The 26,808-nt window shown below is 35.5% G+C and carries 16 protein-coding genes and 1 riboswitch; of the genes, 12 read left to right on the forward strand and 4 right to left on the reverse strand.

What is annotated here, in order from left to right; genetic code table 11:
- Positions 1 to 30 precede the first annotated feature (30 nt).
- The gene (gene ppgK / locus JMA43_RS08010) at positions 31 to 783 is read right to left on the reverse strand and encodes a polyphosphate--glucose phosphotransferase (RefSeq protein ID WP_342155977.1); all 753 of its coding nucleotides are present in this window, start codon (positions 781 to 783) and stop codon (positions 31 to 33) included.
- A 168-nt stretch (positions 784 to 951) separates the two neighbouring features.
- Between ppgK and JMA43_RS08015 the strand changes: the two genes are divergently transcribed.
- Positions 952 to 1,206: a YgjV family protein gene (locus JMA43_RS08015; protein ID WP_342155978.1), complete on the forward strand. Its 255-nt coding sequence runs from the start codon at positions 952 to 954 to the stop codon at positions 1,204 to 1,206.
- Between the two features lie 14 nt (positions 1,207 to 1,220).
- On the opposite strand, the gene JMA43_RS08020 is transcribed toward JMA43_RS08015, so the two are convergent.
- The gene (locus JMA43_RS08020) at positions 1,221 to 1,904 is read right to left on the reverse strand and encodes a cell division ATP-binding protein FtsE (RefSeq protein WP_342155979.1); all 684 of its coding nucleotides are present in this window, start codon (positions 1,902 to 1,904) and stop codon (positions 1,221 to 1,223) included.
- A 792-nt stretch (positions 1,905 to 2,696) separates the two neighbouring features.
- Here JMA43_RS08020 and JMA43_RS08025 point away from each other — a divergent pair.
- From JMA43_RS08025 to JMA43_RS08040, 4 genes are all read left to right on the forward strand, one after another.
- Positions 2,697 to 5,720: a tetratricopeptide repeat protein gene (locus tag JMA43_RS08025; protein ID WP_342155980.1), complete on the forward strand. Its 3,024-nt coding sequence runs from the start codon at positions 2,697 to 2,699 to the stop codon at positions 5,718 to 5,720.
- Positions 5,721 to 5,731: 11 nt separating this feature from the next.
- Positions 5,732 to 7,537, forward strand: a complete 1,806-nt coding sequence (locus JMA43_RS08030; protein ID WP_342155981.1) for a TonB-dependent receptor — start codon at positions 5,732 to 5,734, stop codon at positions 7,535 to 7,537.
- 53 nt (positions 7,538 to 7,590) lie between these two features.
- The gene (locus JMA43_RS08035; RefSeq protein ID WP_342155982.1) at positions 7,591 to 8,154 is read left to right on the forward strand and encodes a Crp/Fnr family transcriptional regulator; all 564 of its coding nucleotides are present in this window, start codon (positions 7,591 to 7,593) and stop codon (positions 8,152 to 8,154) included.
- An 89-nt stretch (positions 8,155 to 8,243) separates the two neighbouring features.
- On the forward strand, positions 8,244 to 9,404 hold the full coding sequence (locus JMA43_RS08040; protein WP_342155983.1) for an Acg family FMN-binding oxidoreductase: 1,161 nt from the start codon (positions 8,244 to 8,246) through the stop codon (positions 9,402 to 9,404).
- A gap of 133 nt (positions 9,405 to 9,537) precedes the next feature.
- Here the strand turns inward: JMA43_RS08040 and JMA43_RS08045 are convergent, their stop codons facing one another.
- Complete coding sequence (locus JMA43_RS08045; protein WP_342155984.1) at positions 9,538 to 11,796, reverse strand: FUSC family protein; 2,259 nt, start codon at positions 11,794 to 11,796, stop codon at positions 9,538 to 9,540.
- Positions 11,797 to 11,936: 140 nt separating this feature from the next.
- Between JMA43_RS08045 and JMA43_RS08050 the strand changes: the two genes are divergently transcribed.
- Positions 11,937 to 13,556: an amidohydrolase gene (locus JMA43_RS08050; protein WP_342155985.1), complete on the forward strand. Its 1,620-nt coding sequence runs from the start codon at positions 11,937 to 11,939 to the stop codon at positions 13,554 to 13,556.
- Between the two features lie 60 nt (positions 13,557 to 13,616).
- Here the strand turns inward: JMA43_RS08050 and JMA43_RS08055 are convergent, their stop codons facing one another.
- On the reverse strand, positions 13,617 to 14,159 hold the full coding sequence (locus JMA43_RS08055) for a DUF2911 domain-containing protein (RefSeq protein WP_342155986.1): 543 nt from the start codon (positions 14,157 to 14,159) through the stop codon (positions 13,617 to 13,619).
- Positions 14,160 to 14,410: 251 nt separating this feature from the next.
- Here JMA43_RS08055 and asnB point away from each other — a divergent pair, with 251 nt between their 5' ends.
- The 6 genes from asnB to metE all read left to right on the forward strand — a co-directional run bounded on the left by asnB (position 14,411) and on the right by metE (position 26,593).
- Positions 14,411 to 16,081, forward strand: coding sequence for an asparagine synthase B (gene asnB, locus JMA43_RS08060; RefSeq protein ID WP_342155987.1), 1,671 nt, complete (start codon positions 14,411 to 14,413; stop codon positions 16,079 to 16,081).
- A 351-nt stretch (positions 16,082 to 16,432) separates the two neighbouring features.
- Positions 16,433 to 18,373, forward strand: a complete 1,941-nt coding sequence (gene gyrB / locus JMA43_RS08065) for a DNA topoisomerase (ATP-hydrolyzing) subunit B (protein ID WP_342155988.1) — start codon at positions 16,433 to 16,435, stop codon at positions 18,371 to 18,373.
- Between the two features lie 148 nt (positions 18,374 to 18,521).
- Positions 18,522 to 19,541 (forward strand): DUF6588 family protein, encoded by a 1,020-nt coding sequence (locus JMA43_RS08070; protein ID WP_342155989.1) that lies wholly within the window; start codon positions 18,522 to 18,524, stop codon positions 19,539 to 19,541.
- Positions 19,542 to 19,640: 99 nt separating this feature from the next.
- A complete protein-coding gene (mdh, locus tag JMA43_RS08075) occupies positions 19,641 to 20,567 on the forward strand; it encodes a malate dehydrogenase (protein ID WP_342155990.1) in 927 nt (308 codons plus the stop codon).
- 153 nt (positions 20,568 to 20,720) lie between these two features.
- The gene (gene secDF, locus JMA43_RS08080) at positions 20,721 to 23,699 is read left to right on the forward strand and encodes a protein translocase subunit SecDF (RefSeq protein ID WP_342155991.1); all 2,979 of its coding nucleotides are present in this window, start codon (positions 20,721 to 20,723) and stop codon (positions 23,697 to 23,699) included.
- 260 nt (positions 23,700 to 23,959) lie between these two features.
- A riboswitch (cobalamin riboswitch) is annotated at positions 23,960 to 24,142 on the forward strand.
- A gap of 135 nt (positions 24,143 to 24,277) precedes the next feature.
- The gene (gene metE, locus JMA43_RS08085) at positions 24,278 to 26,593 is read left to right on the forward strand and encodes a 5-methyltetrahydropteroyltriglutamate--homocysteine S-methyltransferase (protein ID WP_342155992.1); all 2,316 of its coding nucleotides are present in this window, start codon (positions 24,278 to 24,280) and stop codon (positions 26,591 to 26,593) included.
- Positions 26,594 to 26,808: the final 215 nt, after the last annotated feature.

The raw sequence follows: 26,808 nt of genomic DNA on the forward strand, positions 1-26,808 counted from the left end.
AGCCGATTTTTTTTGTGCTTGTATTTAGCTTTATGATTTCACCGAAGCCAATTCTTTTGCCGCATAAGCAGCACCAATAATACCAGCCTCGTTTAAAGTTTGTGCTTGAATGGTAGGAACTTTCATGTCTAAGTACTGTTCAAATTCATCAAAGTATTTGCTTCCGCCACCACCGATAATAAACAAATCTGGACAAAGAATAAGGTCGACGTAATTTAAAAATTTATTAAAGCGTTTACCCCATTTTTTAAAACTCATGTTTTCGTTTTTCCGAACAGAGTTTGCAGCGTAGTTTTCTACGTTTTTGTATTTTTTATAGTACATCTGTCCGAGTTCGAAATTCGGAATTAATGCGCCGTTATAAAATGCTCCGCAGCCTAAACCAGTTCCAACAGTAATAATTAATACGAGTCCGTTTTTACCTTTTCCTGCTCCAAAGTTCATTTCGGCAATTCCGGCAACATCAGCATCGTTGGCAACAACAAATGGGAGTCCAGTTTCTGTTTCAAACAATTCTTCGGCATTAACTCCAATCCATTTTTTGTGCAAATTACTTTCGGTAAGTGCTACACCGTTTTTTATAGCTGTTGGAAATCCGCACCCAACTGGGCCTTTCCATTCAAAATGATGAACAATTTTTTTAATTACGGCACTCATGGCGCCAGGTGTTGCAGGGCGAGGGGTTTCTATTCGAAAACGTTCGGTTAATAAGGTTCCTTTTTCTACGTCTACAATAGCTCCCTTCATGCCAGAAGCACCAATATCTATCCCTAAAATCTCCATGTTTTTCTTTTTCTGTTAAGAACTCTTGTAGTATAAAAATAATAGATTATTATAATTTTTCTGCAATTTTTGAATTTTTTGTAAAAATAAATCTGCTTTTTGGGTTATATTTATTGGTAATACAGAAAAGCTATATCTTTAAAGTAGCAGTTTTTATCTAATTATACTATGGAATATTTTGATACTTCGCTTACCGAACTTATTGGTTATGCAGCTTCGTTGGGAGTTTTGCTTTCCTTTTTTATGAAAGAAATAAGCAGACTTAGAATTGTTAATTCGATAGGGTGTTTCTTTTTTGTTATTTATGGAATTATGCTTCCGTCCATACCAATTATTATTACCAATGCGGCTATTTTGGGTGTTAACTTTTATTATTTATTAATAAGAAAAGAGAATGCATCCAAAGAAGAAATTAAGGAGTAAAATTGAGTTTGTGTTTACACATTTTTCTGTACCACTTCAAACACTTTGCTTCCGTCGCATTTTAAAGTTTTAGAAGGGAATTTCAGCAACAATGCATAATCATGAGTGGCCATTAAAATGGTACGTCCGTTCTTGTTGATGTCTTGTAAAACCTTCATGACCTCTACGCTGGTTTGTGGGTCTAAATTTCCTGTAGGCTCATCGGCAAGAATAAGTTCGGGATCGTTTAAAAGTGCACGAGCAATGGCAATTCTTTGTTGTTCACCGCCCGACAGTTGGTGCGGAAATTTAAAACCTTTAGTAGCCATTCCAACCTTGGTGAGCACTTCGTCAATTCGAGCAGTAATTTCGTTTTTATCGGTCCATCCAGTAGCTTTTAAAACAAACAATAAATTGTCGTTTATAGTACGGTCTGGCAGTAATTTAAAATCTTGAAAAACAATACCGAGTTTTCTGCGTAAAAACGGAATATCTTTTTCTTTTAAAGTCCTTAAATCGTAGTCAACAATAGACCCAGAGCCTTGCGTAAGCGGTAAATCTCCGTAAAGAGTTTTCATAAAACTACTCTTTCCGCTTCCCGTTTTTCCAATTAAATATACAAACTCTCCTTTCGAAATATTTAAATTAATTTCGCTTAAAACTAAATTTTCTCTTTGGTAAATAGCAACGTCTCTTAGTTCTAAAATTACTTCACTCATAGGTAAAATATCGGTGTTTGTGTACTCACTTGGTGAGCTTTGTTTTGCATCAGTTTAAACTGATTTTTTATTTTCTTCTGAAGAAAAACTTCATTAGGTAAAGGTAAATATAATAAGTAATTTTCATCTGTTCTTTTTTATTTTTTTAGCTGAAGCAGATTTGTTCAGTAGAAAAATACTTCATGCAAAATATTCAGAAGGAAACCGATTTACTTTAACAAGAGTTCAAGATTTGATTGATAAAATTTGTAATAAAATTGACCTATTGAAAAAGTTTTAAAAATCAAGGAAGCAGTAGTGGCACCAGATAAAAAGCTGTTTGAGCGAAGCGAGTTCTTTTTATCTGTGGAGGATGGTTCCGTAGATTTTCTTATACTTTTTTAATCAGTCTTGACTTTTTTGTTTCGTTTTTGTGTCAAGACAAAAATGAAAGTATAATTAAATAATTGAAATGTATTTAGTTGAAATTTATTTAAAATGACACTTATATCAAATTCACATTATTTTATAAAACACAACCTAACTTTTTGTTTTAAAGAATGTTATATGTAACAAACATAATTGTTGTTTTTTCAGTTTAAAAGAAGAGAACTAAAGCTCATTTAGGTAAACAACTTTATGTAAGAGAATTTGTCGTTTTAGTATAATTATAACAAAAAAACTACGTTATTTATACAATCAATCCTGTATTTTTGAATTGAATTTTATTGCTGAGTTTACTCGTAAAACGCGAATTATTAAGCGAAGAATAAAATTAAAAATGCAACTTAAAAAGAGATTAAACAACTTTATATGAAGCTAACCAATAAAGGATTTGCTGTGTTAATGGTGCTGGGAAGCACTTTGTCTTACGCACAAGAATCGAAAGTTTATACATACGATCAAAAAGATTATCATGAGGCTTTAGATTTGTATCAAAAAAAGCAATACCAAGCTGCGCAAGTGATTTTTCAAAATGTGGAGCGCACTACCAAAGATGAAGAAACCAAGGCAAATTCGGCTTACTACATTGCAAATGCTGCTATTCGAACCAATCAGTTGGGAGCCGACCGTTTAATGGAAGAATTTGTAGAAACTTATCCGACTTCTACTAAACGAAATTCTGCTTACATGGATGTGGGCGATTACTATTTTAACCAAGCAAAATATCCAAACGCGTTGCGTTGGTACGACATGGCAGAAGAGCAGTCAATGACCAATGCCGAGCGTGAAGCGTTTAATTTCAAAAAAGGATATTCGCTTTTTGTTGCAAAAAAATACACTTCAGCAAGAACATATTTAGAGCAAGTAACTACATCAGAGAAATATGGTTCGCAGGCTAAATATTATATTGGTTACATGGCTTACGAAGGCGATGATTACAATGAGGCAAACCAGTATTTCGAGCAAGTTTCTGCCGACCAAGAGTTGAGTAAAAACTTATCGTATTACCAAGCAGATATGAATTTTAAGCTTGGCGATTTTGACAAGGCGATTGCTTTAGGGAAAGAACAATTGCCAACAGCCGATAGAAGTGAGCTTTCGGAACTGAATAAAATTATTGGAGAGAGTTATTTTAATAAGAAAGAATACGAAGCTGCGATTCCGTACTTAAAGCAATACCAAGGAAAAAACGGGAAATGGAACAATACCGATTTTTATCAGTTAGGGTATGCGTACTACAAGCAAGGCGAGTATGATTTGGCTATCAATCAGTTTAATAAAATTGTAGAAGGAAATAATTCAGTTGCTCAAAATGCATATTATCATTTAGGTGAATGTTACCTAAAAACAGACAAAAAGCAACAGGCTTTAAACGCTTTTAGAAATGCATCGCAAATGCCATACGATGAGCAAATTAAAAAAGATGCTTCTTTAAACTATGCACGCTTGAGCTACGAAGTTGGAAACCCATATGAAAGTACACCTTTGGTGCTTACCAATTATTTAGAAACCTACCCTAAGAGTGAAAATACCCAAGAAATTCAAGAGCTTTTGGTAGATTCTTACATCACTTCAAAAAATTATGATGGAGCTTTAAAGTTATTAGAAACTAATAAAAATTACAGTTCTAAAACAACCTACCAGAAAGTAGCTTTTTACAGAGGTTTAGAGTTGTATAACGAAGGAAATTATACCGATGCAAAATCGTATTTTGAAAAATCGGTTAAAGAACAACAAGACCCACTTTTTACGGCTAGAGCAATATTTTGGAATGCCGAAGTAGATTATCTATTAGAAAATTACGACGAAGCTGTAGTTGGGTTTAAACAATTTGAACAAAGTGCAATGGCAACACAAACGCCAGAGTATAAAAACTTAGATTATAACCTTGCTTATACGTATTTTAAGCAGAAAGATTACAGCAATTCGGCTACGTATTTTAAGGAGTTTATTGATGCGAACCCAAATGATGTTGCTAGAGTAAAAGATAGTTATTTAAGAATGGGTGATAGTCAGTTTGCAGAAAGCAAATATTGGCCAGCCATGGAAGCTTACAACAAAGCGATTGCACTGGGAGGAGCCGATGCCGATTATGCACATTTTCAAAAAGCAATTAGCTACGGATTTGTAGATAGAAATGAAAAGAAAATAACCGAATTGGAAGCATTTGTAAATCAGTTTCCAGATTCGCCATTGCGAGATGATGCTTTTTACGAGTTAGGAAATACTTACATCAATAATGGGCAAACAGAAAAAGGAATTAATGCCTACGGAAGTTTGGCTAGTAATTACCGAATGAGTTCGTTTGTGCCAAAAGCGATGCTTAAAGAAGGTTTGGTTTATTACAATGCAGGAAAAAATACAGAAGCTTTAAGCAAGTTTCAGGCGGTTGTAAAAACATATCCAAATACGCCAGAAGCACTTCAAGCGGTAAGTACGGCAAAGCAAGTGTATGTGGATGAAGGTCGTGTAAACGAATACGCTTCATGGGTTAAAGGTTTGGATTTTGTAAATGTTACTGAAACTGAATTGGAGAGTGCTACTTTTGAATCGGCAGAGCGTCAGTATGTTCAGCAAAAAACTTCATCAGCAATAAAAGGTTTAGAAGCTTATCTGAATGAATTTCCGCAGGGAGCAAACGCACTAAAAGCTCATTTTTATTTAGGGCAATTGTATTCAAAAGAAGGAAATACACAAAAAGCTTTACCGCATTACGAATATATTGTAGCTGAAAAACGAAACGAGTTTTCAGAGGAAGCTTATGTGCGAGCGGGTGAAATTTACCTAGAAAATAAAAATTACAACAAAGCCATTACGGTTTTAAAAACCTTGGAGCAAGGAGCCGATTTTCAGCAGAACATTGTGTTTGCTCAGTCTAATATCATGAAAGCGAGTTACGAGCTTAAAAATTATCCGCAAACTATTACTTATGCGGAAAAAGTGCTCAACACGCCAAAAATAGACGACCGTATAAAAAGCGATGCTTACACCATGATTGCGCGTTCTGCAATTGCAACGGGCGACGATGCTAAAGCGAAAAAGGCATACGCCGAAGTTCAAAAAATTGCAACAGGAGCTTTGGGAGCAGAGGCACTTTATTACGATGCTTATTTTAAACACCAAGAAAAGAATTACGAAGCTTCGAATGCATCAGCACAAAAATTAGCTAAAGATTATTCGGCTTATAAAGAAACAGGAGGAAAGGGACTTATCATCATGGCGAAAAACTTTTTTGAAATGGACGATGCTTTTCAGGCAACGTATATTTTACAAAGTGTAGTCGATAATTTTTCGCAATATCCTGCTATTGTAGAAGAAGCGAAAACGCAACTTACCATCATGAAATCTCGTGAGGCTGAAAGAAATTCTTCGGTAAATCCAACTAAAAACTAAGCAAGGATTTTATGCAAACTATTCAACAAAAAAAAGATATACTTACATCTCGATATACGATGCGCACTAATTTATTATTAAGCACTCTATTTGTTTTAACAGGAAGTTTTGCTGTTTGGGCACAAGAGAAAGATAAAAAAGAAGAAGAAAATATAGGGACAGAGGTTGTAAATGTGGTAAAACCATATACGCCAACTATTTCTGATGCCAATAAAATACAGGAAACACCACAGTTGAACGATTCTATTACAACAGCGAAAAAAGCAATTAATTATACAATTTTTTCGGTGCCTGTGGCTTCTACGTTTACACCAGCAAAAGGGAAGGCTAGTGGTTTGCAAAAGGCTGCAAAAGAGCGTTTGTATAACAGTTACCTTTCACTTGGTTTAGGAAATTACAACACTGCAAAACTAGATTTTTATACTAGTCACGATTTTAGTAGAGACGAGAGTTTAGATGTTATTTTAAATCATCATTCGTCTCAAGGTGGTATTGATGATGTGGTATTGGATGATAAATTTTTTAATACTTCTTTGGAAGCCTACTATCGTCAACGCGACCGTTATATGAGTTGGGGTGTAAACGGAGGTTTTAAGCATCAAATTTATAATTGGTACGGACTTCCGCAAGGCGAATATGCTTACGATGCAGATGAGATTAGCGGTATTGATGAAAAGCAGAGTTATTACACAGGGTTTGTAGGTGCAAACATGGATTTTGTAGATTCGTTTTTTACAGGAGGAGAAGTATACTACCGTCGTTTTTGGGATGGTTTTAGTTCTGGAGAAAATAGAGCTGTTTTAAAACCTCAATTTGAATTTCCAGTTGGCGACGAACTTTTAAGTTTAGATTTGGATGTTGATTATGTAGGAGGAAGTTTTGAAAGACATTACGAAAATACTGATGAGTTAAAGTACAGCAATGTTTTTGGAGGAATTACACCGAGTATTCAAATTTTGAGTGATAAGTTGGCTATTAATTTAGGGGCTTCTGCATATTACAATCAAGACATAGAAAATAGCGAAGGGAATTTCTACATCTACCCGCAAGTGGATGCTTCGTACAGTGTTGTTGAGGAGTATGTAATTGCTTACGGAGGAATTAAAGGTGGATTAAAACAGAATTCGTATTACGACTATGCGCAAGAAAATCCGTATGTTTCTCCAACGATTAATATGATGCCAACCGACCAAAAATACAATGGGTTTGCAGGATTAAGAGGAAAGTTTTTGCCAACCGTAGGCTACAACATTAAAGGTTCGTATATCAAAGAAAACAATAAGTATTTGTACCGTTCTAATTCGTTTAATACAGGAGTGGATAGTGGTATAATTAATGGCGAGAGTTATGCCTTTGGGAATTCTTTTGAAGTTGTTTATGATGATGTCACTACAATTTCGGTTTTTGGAGAAATTAATGTTGATGTTACTAGAAACTTAACACTTGGAGTGAACGGAGAGTTTTCAGATTATTCAACAGATGAAGAAGTGGAAGCGTGGAATTTACCAACGATAAAAGGTTCGTTTTTTGGAAGTTTCAGCAAAGGAAAATGGTCTGCTGGCGTAAATGCTTTTTATGTTGGCGAGCGTAAAGATTATATCAACTCTCCAAATCTTTTAACTTCAGAAGGACCTTTGGTAGTAGATTTAGATGGATTTTTCGATGTAAACGCAAACATTGGGTATGATATTACCGAGCAATGGTCGGCATTTATTAAAGCAAATAATATTACAGGAACTCAATACGACAGATTAGTGAATTACCCAGTACAAGGTTTTCAGATTTTAGCTGGTGCATCTTATAAGTTTGATTTGTAGTGTATATTTTATACTGTAAAACCTAGTTTTTCTGTTACTAGAAAGTTTTAAAAATGAAAGAAATCTTAAAACATAGACTTAGTGAGTTTCCAGAAGAAATTGGCGATATGTTCATAAGTGCTTTTAAGGAGCGAACAGTAAAAAAAGGGGAAAGTTTACTTTCTGAAGGGGATAGATGTGAATATCTTACATTTATTTATAAAGGCGCAATGATGTGTTACTATCTGAAAGCAGGGAAGCGGTACATCGATGAGTTTTCGTTAGACGGTGAATTTATTACAGATTATACAAGTTTTATCAAACAAGCTCCTTCAGATAAAAACATTATAACTCTTGAAGATTCCGTTATATATACAATTTCTTATAGAGATTTTGAGCAATTATATAGTAAGAATTCAATTCACTTAGAACGATTAGGAAGATATATGATAGAAGATTTATACATGCAGTGGCATGAAAAATCCAAATCATTATTAATGGATAGTGCCGCAGAGCGTTATGAAAAGCTTATAAAAAACAGACCTCATTTACCGCAAAGAGTACCTCAATACCTTATCGCCGAATATTTAGGGATTACTCCTGAGTCGTTGAGTAGAGTACGAAAAGAAAAATATTGATGCAGAAAAAATAATTTCTTACCATATATCAATGCATACGTTTTTTTTATGTTGAATTTTTGTCTTGTCAAAACATAAAAGAATTAAGTATGAAACGAAAAGAATTTATTTTAAAAGCAGGTGCAATTATAACGGCAACAACTTTTGTGTCTAAATTTAGTTTTGCAAATTCAATTGAAGATTCAAAATTATCAAATAAACGTGCCAAGCGTCCTAATCCCGATGTATTTTCGCAACCTATTTTAAAAGCTATTGCTTTGGGTATTAATGCTCCCAGTCCGCACAATACACAGTCATGGAAGTTTAAAATTATCGATAGTGTTAATATGTTATTGTATGTAGATGAGAATATTCTTTTACCTGAAACAGACCCACCGTCGCGACAAATACATATGGGAGCTGGATGCTTTATAGAAACAGCAGTACTTGGAGCACAGCGCTACGGTTATGACGCCGATGTTGTTTACTTCCCTGAAGGATATCAAGGAAAAGTAGATTTTGGACAAAAGCCAGTAGCATCAATTTCTCTTAAAAAAGGGAGAGAAACTAAAGACCCTCTAGAAAAATATATAGAAAGTAGACAAACCAATAGACGAAAATATCGTGGAGATATAATTACACATGAAGAATTTGATACTCTTAAGACTTTATCGGGAGCATCGCATTCTAAATTAAAATTTATCAATACTAATTTCGAACCATATTTTAATTTGTTTTATAAAGGGTTTGAAATTGAGTCGAAAACGTTTAACACAAATGAAGAAACTCGAAATCTATTTCGATTTAATGAACAGCAAAGAGCTGAAAAAGGAGATGGAATTAGTATTCCGCAAATGGGGTATAAAGGACTTATGGCTATTTTAGCTGAAAAGTCGTTAGCTATGGGAGATAAAGAAAAATGGCATAGCGAAAAATCTATTTCACTTTCTCTAAAAAATGTGCAAAAAGGGATAGATTCCACAAAAGGAATTGTCGTGTGGTATACTGAAAATAATGAATTTATAGATTGGATTAAAAGTGGTCGTGATTTTGTTAGATTTTCACTAGCGTTAATAAAGTTAGGATTATATGCGCATCCATACAATCAAGTTATTCAAGAGTATAAAGAAATGGAAGCTGTTCAAAGTGAAATGAATGCTTTGTTAGAAATTGAAGCACCTCAAAAAATCCAAATGATTGTAAGATTAGGTAGGAGTTCTAAGCCGTACTACTCCTATCGTAGAGAATTTAATACGTACCTAGTGGACTAAAAATTAAAGTAAAATTTAAATTTAGTTTAGTGCAGAAAAGAAGCAAACTTGTTTGATTAAATTGTGAAATAAGTTTTAAAGGGATAAGTGGAATTTCTACTTTGTATCATAGTTATTTTGTATATTTTAAAACTTACTTTTTAACGTAAGCATCAATAGCGTTGTGAAGGTTTTGAGCTAAATTATGTAGCCATTCAAGTTGTTCTGAAACAATACGAACCTCTTTTAATTGCTCTCTTAATTCAGTATTAATTTCAAGCATTCCCGCATCGATTTCACTATTTCTCTTTTGTGATAAGTTTTCAAACACTTGCTGTAAGTAGTTTTTTGTTTCTTCTAAATTGAGCGTTTCAACTTTTGTGAACGACTCTTTTTTTAAGGTAGCTTCGCTACAAGCCAATTGGTTGTCGATGGCAGTCATGTATGCTTCAAAATATTTGGAAGCATCGGTTGTGTGGTGAATTTGAATATAAGTCCCCAAAGAAGCAGTTGCTGAAAGTAGTGTGTTTTGTGTAACTACAATTTCATAGAGTTTGTTTAGGTTTTGCTGTTTCCATTTTGGTTCTTGTGTCATTCTTTGGAATCCAGCGTGTAAGTTTCCGATGGCGATAAAAGCATGCTTCCTCGATATTTTATAAGGTGTTTTTACGTGCGCTTTATCATGATACAAAATGTTAACTTCTTGAAGGTATTTTCGGTTGGCAGAAATAGCATCAGTAATTAAAAAAGAAATGTTTTCGCTTTCCCAGCTTGGCCATAAAATTAGGTTGGTAATACTTGCTATAACAGCTCCAATAAGCGTGTCTATTATTCGGTATTTTATAATTGTAAATGCATCTGGCGAAAGCATGGCATACACAAAAATAATGGTTAAGGTTATAAAAATGGCCGATGCTTTATAGTTCTGCTGAATAAAAGTAAACGACAGTGTCATGGCTACAAATGTAATTGCTATGTAAACCCCTAAGTTGTTGGTGAGCATTACAATTCCGATAGCGATAACGCCACCAATAAGCGTCCCGATGATGCGTTGTTGCGAGCGTTCTTTGGTGAGTACGTAGCCTGGGCGCATGATAACTATGATGGTAAGAATAATCCAATACGCATTTTGTAATTCGAAAATTGTTCCGATGGCATACCCAATCAATACGGTTACAACCAAGCGTAACGAGTGTTTGAATATGGGGGATTTTAAGGTGAGATTTTCGAGTAATATTTTAGGACTATAATCTTGAGCAGTGATGAATTTTAATCGATCGGTGCGTTTTAAAATAGAAACTTCGTTTATTAAATCGTTTTGAACGAGATTCTCAATAGCATGTATTTTTTGAAATTGTCGTTCGGTATAATCAAATAAATTTCGAAGGATTAATACTTCTTCTCTGTTTTTCTTGAGGTCGGTTTGAAGTTTAAAATTTTCAATTTTCTCATGTGCAATTGCAGTGAGTTTTTGAACCGTATCACTTTCAGGAACCTTCTTATTTTTTAAACGGCAGTTGGCAATTTCCGAAAGCCTATTGGCAACCGCTTCCATAGTTTTGGCAATTTCAATCGCAACTTCTTTAAAAGTATCACTGCTTTCGTCAAACTTTACATAGTTTAACGGATTGGCAACAGCAAACTCCAAAATATCAATCAATTCAATAAAAATAAGTAACTGTTGTCGCTTCGATTTCATAGAGCCAGAACGTTGTCGTTGTCTCAATAAAATGGCTCTAAGTGTTTCGTGTTTTTCGTTTAATTCGTTCTGTAAACTTAATTGTCGGTTTAAAACACTTTCTCTATTTCCTGCTGATAAAAGCGCAACGCGTGTATTTAAATACTCGGCAGTAAGTTGCATACATTCGGTAAGCAACTCATCGCTGTATTGTTTTGTTCGGATGCTTTCAAAAAGTAGTGAAATGAGTAAATACCATATCCCACCACAAATAATATAAAAGGCATTATACAGAATTTCGATACCTGTAAGCGGGTGTGCAAAACTCAATGAAACCGCTAAAAGTCCGGAAAAAGCAATTAAAGAAGCTCTAAATCCGTACACCGAAATATAGGCGTTGAAAAATACTAAAATAGCGAGCGCAGGAAATAAAAGTATGGGGTAAGGAAGTGTTAGGTGAATTACAACATAACTTAACACAGCAAGAAAAATAGATATTAAAATTCCATAAACATGATGCTTTTTATTCCCAGGAATGTCACTCGTAGAAGCTAGTAAAACGCCAAAAGCAGCACCAGCACCAATTGTCATATCCAAAAAGAAATAACAAAAAGTAACCGCACTAAAGGCGGCGCAACTTATTAATAATCCTTTGGTGAAATTATAGCTTTTTAAAAATTGTAAAACTTTGTGTAGCATCAACTTTTTCTTGTGAGGCAAAGGTACGGTATTCATTTCAGGAAAAGACATATTTTCTCCACCGAATCCGTATTAGCTTTTAGTGTTTAAATATCCTTCTCATGAGCTGTGTTTACGTTTAATTATAAATGTCAAATCCGTATCTTTGATTTCGTAAAACGAATAAACTATCTCGAATGAAAACCCTCTATGCAATCCTTTTTGCTCTTATTTTAACTTCTTGTCAGCAAAAAGAAAAAGTTGACTTACTTGTAACCAATGCCAATGTTTACACGGTAAATGAAAACATGGAAATGGCAGAAGCCTTTGTTGTTAAAGACCAAAAAATTATAGCAGTAGGAACTTCCGAAGAAATATTAAAAAATTATGAAGCTGATAATGTGTTGGATATTGAAGGGAAATCTGTGTATCCAGGATTTATAGATGCACATTGTCATTTTTACGGACTCGGACTCAAAGAGCAAGATGTGGATTTAGTAGGAACCGAAAGTTATGCTGAGGTTGTTTCGCGCGTGCAAAAATTTCAAGCTGAAAAAAATGTAAACTTTATAAAAGGTCGCGGGTGGGATCAAAACGATTGGGAAGAGAAGAACTTTCCAACAAAAGTGGCATTAGATTCGTTATTTCCAAACACTCCTGTTGCGCTTACTCGTATTGATGGACATGCATATTTGGTGAATCAAAAAGCATTGGATTTGGCAGGAATTACTGCTGAAACTAAAGTTGAAGGCGGTGAGATTGTTACCGAAAACGGAATGCTAACAGGGGTTTTAATTGATAATCCTATGGGGTTAATCGATGCAATTATTCCTGAAGTTACTCCTGAGGTGGCTACGAAAGCCTTAGAAGATGCGCAGCGTATTTGTTTTGATTACGGACTTACAACAGTGAATGATGCTGGCTTAGGAAAAGAAACCATATTATTGATTGACAGTCTACAAAAAGCAGGGCAACTCGATATGCGTATGTATGCGATGGTGAGCAATACGCCAGATAATTTAGATTATTTTTTATCGAGAGGAGTTTTGAAAACCGATAAATTAAATGTGCGTTCGGTGAAAGCATATGCCGATGGCGCACTAGGTTCAAGGGGAGCAACGCTTAAAGAACCGTATTCCGATAAACACAATCATTTTGGAGCGATGGTAACGCCTGTAGACCAAATTTATAAGTTAGCTGAAAAGTTAGCCGCAACCGAATTTCAACTAAATACACATGCTATTGGAGATTCGGCAAATGTAGTTGTATTGAAAGCTTATCAAAAAGCACTTCAAGGAAATACAGATAAACGTTGGAAGGTGGAACATGCTCAAATAGTCGATGTAAAGGACTTTGATTATTTTTCAAATAATATCATTCCGTCGGTACAACCAACACATGCTACTAGCGATATGTACTGGGCAGAAGATAGAGTGGGGCCGCAACGTATAAAAGGTGCTTATGCCTATAAAACATTATTGGAAAAAGCTGGAATTATAGCTTTGGGGACTGACTTTCCTGTAGAGTATGTGAGTCCGTTTTTAACGTTTTATGCTTCCGTAGCTAGAAAAGATGTAAAAGGATATCCAGAAAACGGATTTCAAAAAGAAAATGCGTTGACTAGGGAAGAAACTTTAAAAGGAATGACCATTTGGGCAGCCTATTCTAATTTTGAAGAAAAAGAAAAGGGAAGCATTGAAGTTGGGAAATTTGCAGATTTTATTGTGCTCGATAAAGATATAATGACAGTTCCAGAAGCTGAAATTCCAAATTTAAAAGTTCTATCAACTTTTGTAGGAGGAAAGCAAGTGAAGTAAAACTAACAACGCCCGAGTTGAAACTTCGGGCGTTGTGATTTTATCTAAGCAGTATTTTATTTACTGAATTACGATAGGCACTTCTACACGTACTTTATCCCAACCCATTACCATTTTCGCACCATTTTCGATTGCTCCAAAAGCAATTGAAAAAGCCTCTAATGACTCACTGTCGTTACTTGCAGGAACATTAATTCTTGCAACGTCATTTGCTTCTTTGTAAGAATACGATCCCCAAGCGTCTGTATCGCTATTGATGATGATAGTCCATTCGTTTTTCCCAGGAATGGTAAACAGACTGTAAGTTCCAGCTTTTACAGGTTTACCACCAAGCGTTACATCTTTGTAAAATTTAATCTCGGTAGCTTCGTTTGCTCCTGTACGCCAAACATCACCGTAAGCAGCAAGGTCAATCCCAACTACACGGCCTTTTAATTGCGGACGTCCATAAACAACTTTAATAAGTGGAGCAGCGTTTCTTTCTGGTCTGAAATACGCAATGTCGGCAGGACTTTTGTCGATCCCGCTAAATTTTTGAGCTTCAACTTGTGTGCTAAACAGCGCTACAGCTGTAAACAATAATGCAAAAATAGTTTTTTTCATGTTGTAAATTTTATGGTTATAAAGCTAAAAAGTTATTTTCAAACTTTACATATAGGTATTAAAAAACTGCAAGAACTTACAAATCATCATAAAAAACCTTCAATTTTTTTGGAAGAATTTTATAAATGATATTTATTTCTTATTTTAAGTTTTAAATTGAAAGTAATAATGCTTGTTTTGTTTTTAAAATAAAACTTACAACGCATATTTGTCTTATAAATAATTAGAAATAAAAAAATCAATATAGAGTTATGTGTGGAATTGTTTGTGCATTCGATTTAAAAGAAAAGGCAGAAGACTTAAGACCTCAGTTATTAGAAATGTCTAAAAAAGTTCGTCATAGAGGTCCAGATTGGAGCGGAATTTACAGCGACGATAAAGCGATTTTAACGCACGAGCGTTTAGCAATTGTCGATCCAGCTTCTGGAAAGCAACCTTTGGTAAGTGAAGACGGAAAATTAATTTTAGCTGCCAACGGAGAAATTTATAACCACCGCGCACTTCGCAAACAATTTGAAGGAAAATATCAGTTTAAAACAGAATCGGACTGCGAAGTTATTTTGGCATTATACAAAGAAAAAGGAGTTGATTTTGTAGATGAAATGAATGGGATTTTCGGATTTGCTATTTATGATACTGAGAAAGACGAGTATTTTGTAGCGCGCGATCATATGGGAATTATTCCTCTTTATATTGGATGGGATAAAAACGGGACTTTTTATGTGGCTTCAGAATTAAAAGCGCTAGAAGGTGTTTGTAGTAAAATTCAATTATTCCCTCCAGGGCATTATATGCACAGTTCGGACGGCGAATTTAAAAAGTGGTATGTAAGAGATTGGACAGAGTATGATGCTGTAAAAGAAAACGAAACAAGCATCCAAAAAATAAAAGATGCTTTGGAGGCTGCAGTGCACCGTCAGTTAATGTCTGATGTGCCATATGGAGTATTGCTTTCTGGAGGTTTAGATTCGTCTGTAACTTCTGCAATCGCAAAAAAATATGCTGAAAAACGAATAGAATCTGATGATACTTCGGAAGCTTGGTGGCCACGTTTACACTCATTTTCTGTAGGATTGGAAGGTTCTCCAGATTTGGCGGCCGCTCAAAAAGTAGCCGACCATATTGGTACTGTACATCACGAAATTAAGTTTACAATTCAAGAGGGATTAGATGCCATAAAAGATGTTATTTACAATCTTGAAACCTACGATATTACTACCATTAGAGCTTCAACGCCTATGTATTTAATGGCGAGAGTTATTAAATCGATGGGAATAAAAATGGTGTTATCTGGAGAAGGAGCCGACGAGTTATTTGGAGGGTATTTATATTTTCACAAAGCGCCAAATGCACAAGAGTTTCATGAAGAGACAGTACGTAAATTAAGCAAGTTACATATGTACGATTGTTTACGAGCAAACAAATCGTTGGCAGCTTGGGGAATAGAAGGTCGTGTGCCGTTTTTAGATAAAGAATTTATGGATGTAGCGATGAGCATCAACCCACAAGATAAAATGATTAACGGCGAGCGTATGGAGAAATGGGTTGTTCGTAAAGCCTTTGAAGATTATTTACCAGAGAGTGTAGCTTGGAGGCAAAAAGAACAATTTTCAGATGGTGTAGGTTACAGTTGGATTGATACTTTAAAAGAAGTTGTAAACGCTGAGGTTTCAGATGAGCAATTGGCGAATGCAAAATTCCGTTTTCCAATTCAAACACCTACTTCAAAAGAAGAGTTCTATTACCGCTCTATTTTTGCTGAACACTTCCCGTCGGATGCAGCAGCACTTTGCGTTCCGCAGGAAGCATCTGTAGCGTGTAGTACACAAATTGCATTGGAGTGGGATGAAGCTTTTAAAAACATGAATGACCCATCTGGGCGTGCTGTTGCAAAAGTACATACCGATGCTTATCAGAAATAATTTTTAAAATAAATCATCTTAAAAAGCTAAAATCTCAACGCTAAGAGATTTTAGCTTTTTTCGGTTTTGTAGGAAATGTTAAAATGAGTTAGAATACAATTTAAGGCCATTATAAGCCTTTTTAAGCGTGTTTCTAAGTAATTAACAATTGTTGATAATTTAAGCGTTGTCAGCATTAAAAGCTTTAAAATAAGGTATATTTTTCGTATATTTGTAGGTATTCAAAAGGATGCACTAGGTGCATTTTTTTATGTGTAAATATTTCAAAAAATAAACATTTTAAAAGTTTTTTAAAATCGGGTTTGTATACTTGATTTAGAGCTTTTAACTAATTTATAGAAAGGAAAATATATGAGCGAAGAAGTTAAAAAGCACGACTATTCTGCGGATAGTATTCAGGCGCTAGAAGGGATGGAGCACGTACGTATGCGTCCGTCGATGTATATTGGAGATGTGGGAGTTAGAGGTCTCCATCATTTAGTTTACGAGGTAGTCGATAACTCTATTGATGAGGCTTTAGCAGGGCATTGTGATACCATTCGTGTGGTTATAAATGAAGATAATTCGATTACTGTTGAAGATAATGGACGTGGTATTCCTGTAGACCTTCATAAAAAAGAAGGAATATCGGCTTTAGAGGTTGTAATGACCAAAATTGGAGCAGGAGGAAAGTTCGATAAAGATTCATATAAAGTATCTGGAGGTCTTCACGGTGTTGGGGTTTCCTGTGTGAATGCACTTTCAGAAAACTTAAAAGCTACCGTTTACCGTAACGGAACTATTTGGGAGCAAGAGTACGAGCGTGGAAAATCGCTTTATCCTGTAAAATCTGTTGGTGAGACTGAATTAAGAGGTACGGTTGTGACTTTTAAGCCAGATCCAACAATCTTTCAACAAACATTAGAGTATAATTATGATACTTTGGCAAGTCGTATGCGTGAGCTTGCGTTCTTGAACAAAGGAATTAGCATTACACTTACCGATAAGCGTCATAAAGACGAAAAAGGAGAGTATCTTTTTGAGAAATTCCATTCAGAAGAAGGACTTAAAGAATTTATTAAGTTTTTAGATGGAAACCGTGAGCCACTTATTGCTGAAGTAATTTCTATGGAAGGTGAGAAAAACGACATTCCTGTTGAAGTTGCAATGGTTTATAATACTTCGTTTAGCGAGAATTTACACTCGTATGTAAACAATATTAATACGCATGAAGGAGGAACGCATTTATCTGGATTTAGACGTGGACTTACTACGACTTTAAAGAAGTATGCAGATGCTTCTGGAATGCTGGATAAATTGAAGTTTGAAATTGCTGGGGATGATTTCCGTGAAGGATTAACAGCAATTGTTTCTGTAAAAGTTGCAGAACCGCAATTTGAAGGGCAAACAAAAACAAAACTAGGAAACCGCGAAGTTACTTCGGCTGTTTCTCAAGCAGTATCCGAAATGTTGGAGAACTACCTTGAGGAGCACCCAGACGATGCAAAAGCAATTGTGCAAAAAGTTATTTTGGCAGCCCAAGCACGTCATGCAGCACGTAAAGCCCGTGAGATGGTGCAACGTAAAACTGTAATGAGTGGTGGCGGACTTCCAGGGAAACTATCTGACTGTTCTGAGCAAGATCCACAAAAATGTGAGATATTCTTAGTCGAGGGAGATTCGGCGGGTGGAACTGCAAAGCAAGGACGTGATCGAAATTTCCAAGCAATTTTACCATTGCGTGGTAAAATTTTAAATGTGGAAAAAGCGATGCAACACAAGGTTTTCGAAAATGAAGAAATTCGAAATATCTTTACAGCTTTTGGTGTTACTATCGGAACTGAAGAAGATAGCAAAGCTTTAAATTTAGAGAAGTTACGTTACCATAAAATTGTGATTATGTGTGATGCCGATGTCGATGGTTCGCATATCTCTACGTTGATTTTAACTTTCTTCTTCCGTTATATGCGTGAGCTTATTGAAAATGGCTACGTCTATATCGCTACACCACCGCTTTACCTTGTTAAAAAAGGAAATAAAAAAGCATACGCTTGGAATGACAAAGAGCGCGATAAGTTAACTGAAGAATACGGAGGAAGTGTAAACGTACAACGTTACAAAGGTCTTGGAGAGATGAATGCTGAGCAATTATGGGATACAACTATGAATCCTGAGTTTAGAACACTTAGAAGAGTTACTATTGATAGCGGAAGTGAAGCAGATAGAATTTTCTCTATGTTGATGGGAGATGAAGTACCACCGCGTAGAGAATTTATCGAGAAAAATGCAGTATACGCAAATATCGACGCTTAATTCTTACGAACTATAATAAATAAAAATGCCACCTTTTTGGGTGGTATTTTTTGTTTTAAAATTGTCTTTTGTTATTTGCAATTTGCACATATTCCTAATTTTTTAAATTGTATTCCCTATTTTGCAGTCATAATAAAAACAATAACCAATGATAAAAAAAATATTGCTAGCAGTTACCGTAACATGTTGTTCGGTTACAATGTATGCACAAGATAGTTTTGATGCTTTACTTGCAGCGGGAGTCGACGATGCACAACGTTTTACCAACGATTATTTAGCACCAGGAACCGATGCTTTAATGTATGGAATAAACAACGGTTGGTATAACACTGCCAAAGTGAAACCACTTTTAGGGTTTGAAATTTCTGTGATGGCAAATGCAGGAATTATCAATAAAGATCAAGAGTCGTTTGTGATGAATGTAAACGATTACGATAATGTTGCATTCACAAATGGTGCAACTTCACAAAGTGTAGGGACTGTTTTAGGTGAAAATAATCCGTCGGTGTTTGTAGATGTCACGTATGACGATCCTATTTTTGGAGATCAAACAGTAACAATAGAATTGCCAAACGGATTGGCTGCTGAAGGGATTAGTTTTTTACCAACAGCATTTATCCAAGGGAGTATAGGTTTGTCGTTTGGAACAGAATTTAAAGCACGATTTACACCAAAAATTAAGGCTGATGATACCGAAATTGGAATGTATGGTTTTGCTTTGCAACACGATTTTACACATTGGTTGCCAGCCGATAAGTTATTACCTGTAGCAATTTCTGGATTGGTGGCGTATACACATCTCGATGGAACATACGATTTTACAGAAACTTCTGGGATTGAGGGTGAAAATCAGCGTTTGGAAAACGATACTAATACATGGTTGTTTCAAATGATTGCTTCTACGCGACTTCCTATAATTAATTTTTACGGCGGACTCGGTTATTTAAGCGGAAAATCTAGCTCGGATGTTTTAGGAACTTATATTGTTACTGATGGAATTTTGCAATCCGAAGCAATTGTCGATCCGTATTCGGTTTCGAGTAAAGTTTCAGGCGTTAGAGCCACTTTAGGAACTCGTTTAAAATTAGGCTTTTTCAGAATACATGCCGATTATACTTTTGCTGAATACGATAGTGCTTCTTTGGGCTTAAGTTTTGGTATCAGATAGTATTTTTATAACATATTTAATAATTTTCAAAGCTACTGATTGTGTTAAAATTAGTAGCTTTGTGCATATTAAACATTCTAATTAATTAAAATAATATATATGAAAGTTACAGTTGTAGGAGCAGGAGCAGTAGGTGCTAGCTGCGCAGAGTACATCGCTATTAAAGATTTTGCATCAGAAGTAGTTATATTAGACATTAAAGAAGGTTTTGCTGAAGGAAAAGCAATGGACTTAATGCAAACAGCTTCTTTAAATGGTTTCGATACAAAAATTACAGGAACAACGAATGATTATTCTAAAACTGCTAATTCTGATATCGCAGTAATTACAAGTGGAATTCCACGTAAGCCAGGAATGACACGTGAGGAACTTATCGGAATTAATGCAGGAATCGTAAAAGACGTTTCTAGCAATTTAATCAAACACTCTCCAAACGTAACAATTATTGTTGTAAGTAATCCTATGGATACGATGACATATTTGGTACACAAAACAACTGGACTTCCGAAGAATAAAATTATCGGAATGGGAGGAGCTTTAGATAGCGCTCGTTTTAAATACCGTTTGGCAGAAGCTTTAGAAGCACCAATTTCTGACGTTGACGGAATGGTAATTGGAGGTCATAGCGATACAGGAATGTTGCCACTTACGCGTTTAGCAACTAGAAATAGTGTGCCTGTAGCCGAGTTTTTATCGGCAGAGCGTTTAGAGCAAGTTAAAGAAGATACCAAAGTTGGAGGTGCTACTTTAACAAAATTATTAGGTACAAGTGCATGGTACGCACCAGGAGCTGCAGTATCTGGATTGGTACAAGCAATTGCTTGTGATCAGAAAAAAATGTTCCCATGTTCAACTTTATTAGATGGAGAATACGGACTTTCAGATATTTGTATTGGAGCACCAGTAATTTTAGGAAAAGACGGTATCGAGAAGATTGTTGAAATCGAATTGTCTGAAGATGAGAAAGCTAAGTTGCAAGAAAGTGCAGAAGGAGTAAGAAAAACAAACGGACTTTTAGAGCTGTAAATTTCGCTTCTACATACAAGAATTTTAAAAAATCCTACAAAGTTTAATTTTGTAGGATTTTTTGTGTTTAAAACTTCAAAAAAATAATTGTCAGTTCATATCGTAAACGCTATATTTGTCCGTTTTTAAAATTGACCATTAAATAAATTTAGAATGCAGAATAAAGGACTTATTAGGCTGTTTGCTATTTTGTTTGGTATTGTAAGTATCTATCAATTGTCGTTTACTTTTGTTGCAAACAAGGTAGAAGGCGAGGCAGAAACATATGCTTTAAACAAAATTTCAGATGCAGAAGAGAACTACGTAGCGAAGCGAGAAGCCGAAGAATCTAGGTATTTAGACTCTCTTGGGAATCAAGAAGTGTTTAACCTTGGATTTGCTAAATTTACCTACACCGAGGTAAAAGAAAAAGAATTAAACAAAGGATTAGACCTTAAAGGAGGTATTAATGTAATTCTTCAAATATCTGTAAAAGATATCTTGAAAGGATTGGCAAACAATACCAAAGATCCTGTGTTTAACAAAGCATTAGCACAAGCTGATGAAGCTTCAAAAAACAGTCAAGATGATTATGTTGATTTGTTTTTTCAAGAATTCGAAAAAATAAGCGGTGGTTCTACAAAATTAGCCTCTCCTGATATTTTTGCGAATAAATCTTTAAGCGAAGAAATTAACTTCCAAATGACAGATGATCAGGTGCAGCCTATCATCCGTAGAAAAATTGACGAATCTATCGTTTCTGCATTTGAAGTACTTCGTAAGCGTATTGATAAATTTGGTGTTACACAACCAAACATTCAGCGTTTAGGGACTTCTGGGCGTATTTTGGTTGAATTACCAGGTGCGAAAGACGTAGATCGTGTAAAGAACTTATTACAAAGTACAGCGCAATTAGAGTTCTGGGAAACTTATAAAGCAGACCAAGTAGCTCCATTTTTAATTGCAGCAAACAATACTTTAAAAGACATCGTAAAAACCGATACAAAAGAAGAAGTTAAAGAAGATAGTACTTCTGAAATCGATTCTTTACTTTCGGATGCTACTCAAGATTCTTTAGACTTAGCAAACCAAGTAAATCCACTTTTCGATTTATTAGTAAGTGGTGGAGCACAAGGTTCACCAGTAATTGCTATGGTTGCTACAAAAGATACTGCGAAGTTTAATGAGTATATTAAAATGCCTCAAGTAAGGCAGCAACTTCCAAGTAACCTTCAGTATGCAAAATTTGCATGGGGAATTCCTGTAAAAGATGCTCCTGTAGTTGAATTGTATGCATTAAAAGGTAACAGAGAAAACACTCCAGATATGAGTGGAGATGTAATTACTGATGCTGCACAAGCATACGATATGGCGGGAAGACCAGCTGTTTCTATGCAGATGAATTCTAGAGGAGCTAAAATTTGGGAAGACCTTACAGGGAAAGCTTTTAGAGAAGGTGGAAATATTGCTATTGTTTTAGATAACATTGTGTATTCTGCACCTGGAGTTTCTAAAGGAGCTATTACTGGAGGAAATTCTGAAATTTCTGGAAACTTTACTTTAGAAGAAGCAGACGATTTAGCTAACGTATTAAGAGCAGGTAAACTTCCTGCATCTGCAGATATTATCCAATCGGAGGTAGTTGGACCATCATTAGGGCAAGAAGCTATCGACAGCGGGATGTTCTCATTTATCGTAGCAATGGTACTTGTTTTAATTTGGATGCTTGTTTACTACGGTAGAGCAGGATTGTTTGCAGACATTGCTTTGGTATTCAATATTGTGTTGATTTTTGGAGTGTTAGCAGGTTTAGGAGCTGTGTTAACTTTACCAGGAATTGCGGGTATCGTATTAACTATCGGTATGTCGGTAGATGCCAACGTAATTATTTTTGAACGTATTAAAGAAGAATTAAGAGCTGGAAAAGGACAAATGCAAGCTATTGCAGATGGATTTAGTAATGCACTTTCTTCAATTCTAGATGCAAATATTACAACTGGATTAACAGCTATTATCTTATTATTGTTCGGAACAGGACCTATTCAAGGTTTTGCAACTACATTAATTATAGGTATTGCTACTTCATTGTTTACTGCAATTTTTGTAACTCGTTTATTAATTGAGTGGAATGTTAAAGGAGGTCAAAACCCATTAACATTTACAACTGCTGTTACAAAAGCGTTACCAAAAAATCCAAACTTCGACTTTTTGGCAAAACGTAAAATTGCATACATCATTTCTGGAGTTTTAATCCTAATTAGTTTAACATCTTTATTTACTAAAGGTTTAGAAGGTGGTGTTGATTTTGTTGGAGGACGTTCGTACCAAGTACGTTTTGTAAACCCTGTAAACCCTTCTGATATTGCTGCTGATTTAGACGGTGTATTTGGAAATACAGAGGTGAAAACTTTTGGAGATGCAAACCAAGTTAAGATTACTACAAAATATAAAGTTGATGAAGAAGGAACGGCTGTAGATGAAGAAATTCAAAAAAGCTTGTTTGATGCTGTTAAAAAGTATCTTCCTGAAGGAACAACTTATGGTGAGTTTTCTAATGGTAGTGGTGCAGATAAGATTGGAATTTTACAGTCTATCAAAGTAGGACCAACTATTGCAGATGATATTAAGAAGAACGCTGTTTGGGCAATTATCGGTTCTTTAGCGGTAGTATTCTTATATATCTTATTACGTTTCCGTAGATGGCAATTCTCTTTAGGAGCTGTTGCTGCGGTATTCCATGATGTATTAATTGTATTAGGAATCTTCTCTATTACTTCTAGTATTATGCCATTTAATATGGAGGTTGACCAAGCGTTTATTGCTGCAATCTTAACGGTTATTGGATATTCGTTGAATGATACCGTAATTGTTTTTGACCGTATTAGAGAGGTTGTGAAGCTTAAAGGATGGAGCGGTGGAGACAATGCTAATGAGGCATTGAACAGTACTTTGAGTAGAACATTAAATACTTCGTTAACTACCTTGGTAGTATTATTGGCTATCTTCATCTTTGGAGGTGAGTCGTTAAGAGGATTTATGTTTGCCATGATTGTTGGTATTGCTGTAGGTACATATTCATCGTTGTTTATTGCAACTCCTGTTATGTTTGATACATTGAACAACAAAGGGAAAAAGAAGAAAGCTGACGAATAGTTAGTTACTACATAAAATGTAAAAAGACCGCCTTATTGGCGGTCTTTTTTTTGTAATAGGGATTGTAGCGGTTAGCTTTTGGCAAACTTTAGTTTGTGGTTTGCCAAATACTAAAAGCGTAAAGCCCGGTACCGCCATTGCAAATGGTGGTAATTACCCTAATAATTATAACAATTTAAATTTTTAGTGTGAACTATGCACTTGTGGTGGTTCGCTATATTTTTATTACGTAGCTTTGTGGGGTAATTGGTTCTTTACATATTGATCAGTCTAATTACGGTTTTACTTAAGGTAAATTAATAGGGAATTGTGTGAAAATCACAAGCTGTCGCGCAACTGTAAGTAACGAGATAGTTTTTGCCAAAAGATCCACTGTTTTTTAAAAATGGGAAGGAGGTAAAAATGTTACAAGCCAGGAGACCTGCCGGAATTATATTGAAAATGCTTTCGCGACCTAAAGCAGTATTCAAGATTGATAGTGAACACCCTTTGTTGGGGTGAGCTGTGCTATTGATTATTGTTTTTGGTTGTAGAATGCTTTGTGAAGCCAAAGTGTTTAACAATTTAAAAACAAAAAAATGACTACACACATTTTGGGCTACCCGCGTATTGGTGCCAAAAGAGAGCTTAAAAAAGCTTGTGAGCAGTACTGGTCTGGGCAGATTGGTATAGACGATTTGCTAGCAGTTGGTGCTCAAATTCGAAAGGAAAACTGGCAATTGCAAAAAGAAGCTGGTATTGATTTAATTCCTACAAACGACTTTTCTTTTTACGATCAAGTTTTAGACATGTCGCTTACTATTGGCGCTATTCCGAAGCGTTTTGAGGAGGTTGCAAATGCAACTACAAATCCGTTAGATTTATACTTTGCCATGGCTCGAGGTTATCAAAAAAATGGTCTTGATATTACTGCGATGGAAATGACCAAATGGTTTGATACCAACTATCATTATTTGGTGCCAGAGTTTTATAAAAATCAGAAATTTAAGCTTTCTCATACTAAGTTTTTAGATGAATTTAAAGAGGCGAAAGCACAAGGGGTAAATGCAAAACCTGTGTTTATAGGTCCTGTTTCTTACCTTTTACTCGGAAAAGCTAAAGAAACTGGATTTGAAAAATTAGATTTGATTGATGATTTATTGTCTGTTTACATTGATATTTTTACTGAATTAGAAAAGCAAGGTGCAACGTGGATTCAAATTGATGAACCTTTTTTAGTTATGGATTTATCTGAAAAAGAGCGTCAAATATTCGAGCGTGTTTACCAAACGCTGGCGGATAAATTTCCTGCATTAAAATTTATACTTACCACTTATTTTGAAGGTTTACATAAAAATGCTTCGTGGGTTGTGAAGCTCCCGGTAGAGGTGTTGCATTTGGATTTAGTTCGAGGTTTTGAGCAATTGGATACAGTATTAAATATTGTTCCTGATACTTTAAAACTGTCGCTTGGTGTTGTAGATGGAAGAAACATTTGGAAAAACGATTTGCAAGCTTCTAAAGCAATTCTTGAAAATGCAATTTCAAAACTTGGAGTTGAAAGAGTTTTGGTCGCACCATCATGTTCGTTATTACACGTTCCTTTTGATTTGGATAACGAGCCAGAAACAACTTCGCTTACTTCGGAAATTAAAAACTGGTTGGCTTTTGCAAAACAAAAACTAACGGAAGTTGCTGTACTATCTGCTTTAGTGGAAGAAGAGCTTCCTGAAGAAATTCAAAGTTTTTATAATGCTAATAAGTTGGCAATGGATTCTAAACGTAATTCAGAATTAATTCATAACGAAATTGTAAAAGTAGCTGTTGGAGCAATTTCGGAGGGCGATAGTCATCGTGAGGCAAGTTTCGAAACTCGTCAGCCGTTGCAACACGATGCGCTAAAACTTCCTTTGTTGCCAACCACAACCATTGGGTCTTTTCCGCAAACTAAAGAAATTCGATTGTTGCGCTCTAAATTAAAGAAAGGCGAAATAACTGAAGAAGCGTACAACGAAGCTATCGGGCAAGAAATTGAGAAGTCTATCTCTTGGCAGGAAGAACTCGGTATCGATGTGTTGGTGCATGGAGAGTTTGAACGAAATGATATGGTTGAGTATTTCGGCGAACAGTTAAGCGGATTTGCATTTACGAAGTTTGGTTGGGTGCAGAGTTACGGTTCTAGGGCTGTAAAACCACCAATTATTTACGGAGATGTGTCTAGACCAGAACCAATGACGGTTGCTTGGACAGCGTTTGCGCAAAGCTTAACCGATTTGCCAGTGAAAGGAATGCTTACGGGTCCGATTACAATTTTACAGTGGTCTTTTGTAAGAAATGACCAAGATAGAGAAACAACTGCCAATCAAATAGCTTTGGCGATTAGAGAAGAAGTAAATGATTTGGAGCGCGCTGGAATAAAAGTAATTCAAATAGATGAGCCAGCTATTCGAGAAGGTTTGCCATTGCGAAAAGAAGCATGGAAAACCTATTTAGATTGGGCGATAAAAGCGTTTAGAATTAGTGCAAGCGGAGTGGGTAATCAAACGCAAATCCATACGCATATGTGCTATTCTGAATTTAATGATATCATTGAAAGTATCGCTGCAATGGATGCTGATGTGATTACGATTGAAACATCTCGATCTCAAATGGAGTTGTTAGATGCTTTTGTGAACTTTAAATATCCAAATGAAATAGGTCCAGGAGTGTATGATATTCATTCTCCAAGAGTTCCTAATCAAACTGAGATGGAGTTTTTGATTGAGAAAGCAGCACAATTGGTACCTGTAAAAAACTTATGGGTTAACCCCGACTGCGGATTAAAAACGAGAGGTTGGAAAGAAACCAACGACGCCTTAGTTGAAATGGTTAATGCAGCAAAAGCTTTACGAAAAAAGCTTGAAGTTGTAGCTTAGTAAATAGATTTTTATGATTGTCCGCAAACTGTCATACTGCACTGTCACCTCGAGCGGAGTCGAGAGGTTATATGGTTTGATAGCTTTAAATGTGGTCTCGACTAAGCCTGTTTGTCGACAAAGGCAGGCTCGACCTGACATTTTTATCTTGGTATAATATGTTACGGATATTCAATAGATTTTAAATAAAGTTGTTCGGGAATTTATTTTCGAGC

The organism is Joostella sp. CR20 (assembly GCF_038433465.1).
Lineage (GTDB): Bacteria > Bacteroidota > Bacteroidia > Flavobacteriales > Flavobacteriaceae > Galbibacter.

Bases quoted from the DNA above. Each gene is read 5' to 3' on its own strand.
- ppgK (WP_342155977.1), bottom strand. From the start codon at position 783: ATGGAGATTTTAGGGATAGATATTGGTGCTTCTGGCATGAAGGGAGCT.
- JMA43_RS08015 (WP_342155978.1), top strand. From the start codon at position 952: ATGGAATATTTTGATACTTCGCTTACCGAACTTATTGGTTATGCAGCT.
- JMA43_RS08020 (WP_342155979.1), bottom strand. From the start codon at position 1,904: ATGAGTGAAGTAATTTTAGAACTAAGAGACGTTGCTATTTACCAAAGA.
- JMA43_RS08025 (WP_342155980.1), top strand. From the start codon at position 2,697: ATGAAGCTAACCAATAAAGGATTTGCTGTGTTAATGGTGCTGGGAAGC.
- JMA43_RS08030 (WP_342155981.1), top strand. From the start codon at position 5,732: ATGCAAACTATTCAACAAAAAAAAGATATACTTACATCTCGATATACG.
- JMA43_RS08035 (WP_342155982.1), top strand. From the start codon at position 7,591: ATGAAAGAAATCTTAAAACATAGACTTAGTGAGTTTCCAGAAGAAATT.
- JMA43_RS08040 (WP_342155983.1), top strand. From the start codon at position 8,244: ATGAAACGAAAAGAATTTATTTTAAAAGCAGGTGCAATTATAACGGCA.
- JMA43_RS08045 (WP_342155984.1), bottom strand. From the start codon at position 11,796: ATGAATACCGTACCTTTGCCTCACAAGAAAAAGTTGATGCTACACAAA.
- JMA43_RS08050 (WP_342155985.1), top strand. From the start codon at position 11,937: ATGAAAACCCTCTATGCAATCCTTTTTGCTCTTATTTTAACTTCTTGT.
- JMA43_RS08055 (WP_342155986.1), bottom strand. From the start codon at position 14,159: ATGAAAAAAACTATTTTTGCATTATTGTTTACAGCTGTAGCGCTGTTT.
- asnB (WP_342155987.1), top strand. From the start codon at position 14,411: ATGTGTGGAATTGTTTGTGCATTCGATTTAAAAGAAAAGGCAGAAGAC.
- gyrB (WP_342155988.1), top strand. From the start codon at position 16,433: ATGAGCGAAGAAGTTAAAAAGCACGACTATTCTGCGGATAGTATTCAG.
- JMA43_RS08070 (WP_342155989.1), top strand. From the start codon at position 18,522: ATGATAAAAAAAATATTGCTAGCAGTTACCGTAACATGTTGTTCGGTT.
- mdh (WP_342155990.1), top strand. From the start codon at position 19,641: ATGAAAGTTACAGTTGTAGGAGCAGGAGCAGTAGGTGCTAGCTGCGCA.
- secDF (WP_342155991.1), top strand. From the start codon at position 20,721: ATGCAGAATAAAGGACTTATTAGGCTGTTTGCTATTTTGTTTGGTATT.
- metE (WP_342155992.1), top strand. From the start codon at position 24,278: ATGACTACACACATTTTGGGCTACCCGCGTATTGGTGCCAAAAGAGAG.